The sequence below is a fragment of the Microbacterium sp. VKM Ac-2923 genome, assembly GCF_022815605.1.
In the GTDB taxonomy this organism is placed as follows: domain Bacteria; phylum Actinomycetota; class Actinomycetes; order Actinomycetales; family Microbacteriaceae; genus Microbacterium.
This window is the reverse complement of the sequence record NZ_JALGRP010000025.1, coordinates 1-4,370: the sequence shown is the minus strand read 5'-3', so window position 1 is coordinate 4,370 and position 4,370 is coordinate 1. Positions and strand designations below refer to the sequence as shown.

Genomic DNA, 4,370 nt, shown 5'->3' with positions numbered 1-4,370 from the left:
GTGACCTGGAACCTCAGCGGCGTCGACACGTCGAAGCCCGGGTCCTACCCGGTCACCGGTACGGTGCGAACGGTCGGGGCGAACCTGAACCAGTGGGTGGGGGCGAACGGGTCGACCGCGTACAACGCCGCCGACCGCCGTCTGTTCAGCTCGACCGCGCTCACCGTCACCGCCGACGTCGTCGTCACGGCCCCCGCGCTGACGCTGACGGCCACGGCCGAGACGCGGTGCGCGGCGGGCAAGGCCCTCGTGATCACCCGCATCGCCAACGGCGGCACCACCCCCGTCGCACTGACGGTGGAATCGGCCCACGGCTCGAAGACGATCGCCTCGCTGGCTCCGGGCAAGAGCACGGCCGTTACCTTCACGGCGCGCACGAACCCGATCGCGGCGGGCACGGTGACGGTCACCGCGAGCGCTGACGGCGCCACGTCGACGGTGACCGCCCCGTTCGCGGCGACCACCTGCCGCTGACCCGCGCGTCATCGACCCGCAGCGCCCGCCGACAGTGCCCCGAACCGAGGAAGACCATGCCCCACACCCCCTCATCTGCGTTTTGCGCTCTGAGCTGACGACCACCCCAGGCAATATTTTCAACCAAACGATGATGAGTGGCCCGATTACCCGTCTTGGTCAATATGAACTGGGCTACACGCGATATTGAGATCCCACGTTGGGCTAGAACGAAACTTTCTTGCAGGTGTATCGGCGCATGCCGTCGTCGAGACCCTCGTTGCGCCACCCCGCCGCGCGGAAGAATGCTGTGGCGGAGTGGTTCCCGGGGTCGACGAAGGCGGCCCACCCCCGCGATGGGGGATGCTCGGCCCATCTTGTGGCCACGGAAAGCACTCTAAGGCCGAGACCGCTTCGCCGACGCGCGGGGTGTACGGCAAGGCCGGTGACGACATGGCGTCGGCCGTCGGGGTCCCAGACGACACCGAAAAGGCCGACCGGGCCATCACCGTCTGACGCAACAAGCTGGGACCCATCGGCGGTGTGCAACGCAGCGTATAGCCACTCTTCATCGAGCGGCCCGAGCGCCGTCTTCAGAATATTGTCCTCAGACCATCCCTGCAACCATGTCCAATCTTGTGCAGTGAAACGTCGAAGAGAAAGCTCTGGCGTCTTTGTGCCCATTCGTGCTCCATGCGCGGGCCGCGCGTCGGAAGAACCATCTTCGCGAGCCAGTGAGATCTCACTTGCTGTCGAGAGACCTTTCCTAACCTGGACCATGGTGTGGTCCTGACCGTTCGGGCTCGCCATGTTCTCAGGCGGCGAGACGTTGATACTGTATTTTTCGCAAGTCCGCGTCGGGGGCATATACATTCGAGAGGCTCCATTCGCGATTCGCAACAATTTTTCCCTGGTAGCGGGATCAGGCCTTGGGCAATTGTGTATCCATGAGAGCAATCGGTTTCCCCTCTATGAACGCCTCACCGGCTAACGCGGCGCCAGGCCCGCCAACACCCATTCTGTCAACAGCAGAGACAGTTTGCGAAGCGTCCGCCCGAATTGCTCATGCCGGGGTGCTCTCGTGGCACCGGCTCTCGAGACGGCTGACATCCACAGCAAAGTGCGCCGCGTTCTGCCGCGCGGGATGTAGATGGTCGCTCTGAGCGGCACGGGAGTTGAAGGCCGGCGCCATTGCCTTGGGGTAGATACCCGATATCCACCGAATCGGCAACATGGTCTGCAAGCGTGACGCCACCTCGTCAACAAACGAGTCTCGATGACAGCTCCATCCAGGCCCTATCCACTCGCCGGTCGGCCTCGTATATATGCGCAGCCGACAACACCCCAGGGACGGTGAGATCTGGCGGTCTCTACCTGTCCTGTCATTGACCTACTGTTGCACACTATGTAGTGTGTTCAACATGGTAGACGGTTCGGTACCACTCGGTCGACTCGAGCAAGACCTCCGGAAGGGAGTTCTTGTACTGGCTGTGCTCTCGCAGTTGCACACCCCGCAGTACGGCTACACCCTCCGACAAGCACTCGCTCAGCGGGGCATGCCGATCGAGGAGGGAACGCTTTACCCGCTGCTGCGTCGACTGGAAGACCAAGAGCTGCTTACGTCGCAGTGGCAGGCGAATGAAGGACCTCCCCGCCGCTACTACAAGCTCAGTACGCACGGCGCCGCCGTGTACGAAGACCTGACCACCGCATGGGGGTCCCTGGCGTCGGTCATGAACCGGCTCTTGAACAAGGAGGAATGAAGTGGATCCATACGCCATCATCAACAGTTACGTCGCCGACGTCGTACGACATTTACCGCGACGACAACGCGCCGACGTCGTGCGCGAACTCCGATCATTGCTCGACGACGAACTGGCGGGGCGCTCCGCCGACGCTAACCGCCCCGCCGACGCCCCGCTGGTGATGGAGTTGCTCACCACATTCGGCGCACCCCGAGATGTGTCCGAACGCTATCGACCCGCGGGCTTCACGATAATTCGCCCCTCGGACGCGCCCCGATTCACGTGGATCGCGTTCGGCGGCGTCGCACTGATCTGGGCAATCACCCTGCCCACGACGATGCTGGGAGTCGTCCCCATCATCGGCTGGGACTACGGCGCTGACACTTGGTGGGGCCGCCTCACCGCGTGGTGGCTCGGCTCTGGCATCGGCGCTCTCTGGTGGCCCGGAGTGGTAATCACCTACGCCCTCATTGGCGCGCTGGTCAGCCGACGGCGAGAGAGCGCCCCCAGGGCGTGGACACCCACTCCGCCGCGGACAATCGATCGCGATCTGCTCAACCGCCCGGCCACCGCCGCTGGCTTCACTGCGGGACTACTCGGCGCAACCGTCGTGATCGCGCTCCCCTGGCTGCCATCGTGGGCGCCCGCGCTACCTGAGCCCGCGATCATCGCCCTCGAACTCGATCCCGAGTTCCTCACCTCACGCGCACCATGGGTCCTGCCGATATGGGCGGCATCCTTCGCGCTACTCACGCTCCTCCTCTTCGCCGGACGCTGGTCCGCCACCGCACTCCGCATCCGCGGCGCACTGGATGTCGCGATGGCCGCACTGCTGCTGTGGTGGTCCCTGGCAGGACCCGTGTTCACTTCCCCAGTAGCGGACACCACGGCCAGAGCCATCTTGGTGTTGCTCGCTGCCTACTCAGCGACAGATGCCGTCATGGCGACCCACCGCAGCAGATCCGTGACCAGGAAGAAGAAACGCCACGAGCCTGTCGGAAGCTCCTGACCTCGAAATCAGAAAGAGGCTATTCCCGGAACGCCGCGGGGAGGTCGACGACACGTGGGTAGTAGGGCCAGGAACCACCACCATGAACAGCTTCTCGACGGCACCGGGTTGCACGGCTCTGTCAGACTCGCCAATGGCACCTCCGAAAGGGTCGCGGAGTTCGCGTGGTCAACGGATTCATTGTTCTGCTCGCGCTCAACGTGAGCGACGTCGGCGAATCCACTTCCATGGCTCTCCGTAGAAACGAAGACACGTTCGTAACTCGGAGAAGACACACGCATCCTCACTCTGCGCTCAAATGCGCACCTGATCTCGACGCACTCAACATACTTTCACCGCACCAACGCAATCTCCTGCGCGGTGGGCCTGCCTAAGCCTTCATACATTCGCAGGAAATCGTTACATTCGGGTGTAAGGTTTTTGTCATCATGGTAACCAAGCACATCGCACAGATCACTGATGACCTCGACGGCATCGTCCTCGAGCAGGGTGAGGGAAAGCAGATCACCTTCTCCATCGAAGGACGCGCCTACGAGATTGACCTCTCCGTCAAGAACACAGACAAGTTCTACAAGGCACTCACGCCCTACATCGACGCCGCCCGCTCGGTAAAGAATGGAGCCGCAAGTCGCGGCGGCCAGCCCACCCGCCCCAAGAGCGAGCTCGACCTTGGCGCAATCCGGGAATGGGCGCGAGCGAACGGGCACGCCGTCAGCGACCGCGGCCGCATTCTGGCCACCATTGTTGACGCGTACAGCGCTACGACAGGCTGATCGGATGTAGAACGGCCCCGGGTGTCTATCTGGGGCCGTTTCTCGTAGAGCAAGAACAAGGGCGGCTGTGCCGGCAGAGCCTGTCCGAGCGGCCAGAACGCACCGATTGATAGCAAATAGCCCCTATGCCCCCAAGCTCTGTTCGCCGACTCCGATGCCAGGTCTCAATTATCCAATCGCGCGTGGGAGACCTGTTGGGTGGACTGTCATTACACCTCGTCAGTGAGGCCTTCAGATGGCCGCCTCATATGCCACTTACGCGCCTCTGAGCGCGGTGACCGGTTCGATCTTGCTTGCTCGAAGGGCGGGAATGCCGCCGGCGAGCAGCCCGATGACGGCGCCGAGGAGTGCGCCGCCGGTGGCGATGAGGGGGTCGAGGACGGGTGTCCA

The 4,370-nt window shown here is 63.0% G+C and carries 4 protein-coding genes and 1 pseudogene; 4 read left to right on the top strand and 1 reads right to left on the bottom strand.

Going from position 1 to position 4,370, the window contains the following annotated elements:
- Nucleotides 1-474: pseudogene (locus MT347_RS17975) on the top strand (CARDB domain-containing protein); the annotation flags it as partial.
- A gap of 204 nt (nt 475-678) precedes the next feature.
- On the opposite strand, the gene MT347_RS17970 reads toward MT347_RS17975, so the two are convergent.
- Complete coding sequence (locus MT347_RS17970) at nt 679-1,137, bottom strand: GNAT family N-acetyltransferase (protein ID WP_243502721.1); 459 nt, start codon at nt 1,135-1,137, stop codon at nt 679-681.
- Between the two features lie 737 nt (nt 1,138-1,874).
- Between MT347_RS17970 and MT347_RS17965 the strand changes: the two genes are divergently transcribed.
- The 3 genes from MT347_RS17965 to MT347_RS17955 all read left to right on the top strand — a co-directional run bounded on the left by MT347_RS17965 (nt 1,875) and on the right by MT347_RS17955 (nt 3,980).
- On the top strand, nt 1,875-2,216 hold the full coding sequence (locus tag MT347_RS17965) for a PadR family transcriptional regulator (protein WP_243502719.1): 342 nt from the start codon (nt 1,875-1,877) through the stop codon (nt 2,214-2,216).
- 1 nt (nt 2,217) lies between these two features.
- Entirely contained in the window at nt 2,218-3,207 is a 990-nt protein-coding gene (locus MT347_RS17960) for a hypothetical protein (RefSeq protein WP_243502717.1), read from the top strand.
- 428 nt (nt 3,208-3,635) lie between these two features.
- A complete protein-coding gene (locus tag MT347_RS17955; RefSeq protein ID WP_243502715.1) occupies nt 3,636-3,980 on the top strand; it encodes an Lsr2 family protein in 345 nt (114 codons plus the stop codon).
- Nucleotides 3,981-4,370: the final 390 nt, after the last annotated feature.